Source organism: Collinsella aerofaciens, from assembly GCF_040926405.1.
Taxonomy (GTDB): domain Bacteria; phylum Actinomycetota; class Coriobacteriia; order Coriobacteriales; family Coriobacteriaceae; genus Collinsella.
Genome location: NZ_JBCOIG010000063.1, coordinates 1 through 1176 on the forward strand (window position 1 = coordinate 1; position 1176 = coordinate 1176).

At 59.6% G+C, this 1176-nt stretch carries 1 protein-coding gene; it reads left to right on the top strand.

Features of this window, described 5'->3' with window-relative positions; translation table 11 throughout:
- Positions 1–983: KUP/HAK/KT family potassium transporter (locus AB5758_RS09695; protein ID WP_368155550.1), on the top strand; the 983-nt coding region annotated here is incomplete at its 5' end.
- Positions 984–1176: the final 193 nt, after the last annotated feature.

Genomic DNA, 1176 nt, shown 5'->3' on the forward strand with positions numbered 1-1176 from the left:
GGCTGGGTGCCTGCGTCTTCGCCCTGCTCTTTGGTGCCATTGAGCTGTGCTTCTTCGCCTCGTGCCTCACCATGTTCTTTGACGGCGGCTACGTCATGATCTTCCTGGCCGCACTGCTGTTTGGCCTTATGTACGTGTGGCGCCGCGGCACCGCCATCGAGCGCACGCAGACGATTCTGTTGCCCGTCTCCAAGTACATCGATCAGCTCAACCGCCTGCGCAACGACGAGACCTATCCCGTGCTCGCCGACAATCTGGTATTTCTCACCAACAGCCCCGACCCGCTCACGCTCGACCGCGACGTGCTCTATTCCATCCTGGATAAGCATCCCAAGCGCGCCAAGGCATATTGGTTCATTAACGTGCACGTTACCGACGAACCCTATACGCACGAGTATTCCGTCGAGACCTTTGGCACGGACTTCCTCTTCCGCGTTCGCCTGGACCTGGGCTTTAAAGTCAACCAGCGCGTCAACGCTTATCTGCGTCAGATCGTCGGCGACTTGATGGCATCGGGCGAGCTGCCGCCGCAACATCACATCTACTCCATCTACGAGACACGCGGCAACGTGGGTGACTTCCGCTTTTGTATGCTGCGCAAGATGCTTGCCCCCGAAACGGACATCAACCGCAATGACCACCGCGTGATGGCCATCAAGTACGCCGTCCGCCGCGCCTGCGGAAGCCCGGCACGCTGGTACGGTCTTGAGAACTCGGCCATCATCATCGAGTACGTGCCGCTGTTTGCCCGCATGCGCCCGGCCGTTAAGCTCGTGCGCACCCAGGTGCCGCTCGAGGTTCAGATCGAAGAGGCCGAGGAAATGGAAGTCGACATCTTCTCGGACGACTTGGTCAACGGCAACGAGGCCGGTAGGGACATGAACGTCGATCCCACCGAGCTGCTCGAGAGCGTCGCCGATACGCCCGAACAGCAACTGCTCGACGGCCTCGAAAGTGAACAACTCAACGACGCCAACTTCTAGCGACGTCACAAATCAACGAAAGCGGCCCTGCACCTCACGGGAGATGCAGGGCCGTTTTGCATTGCGGTAAAGCTATCGGCTACGAACGGCGCGGCTCGGGAACCACGAGCCTATCGGGGCTCGCGCCCTCGGCATCCATCAGGCTCACGTAGCGAATCGACGGATCCCCATACATCGCGTAGTAATAATTGCC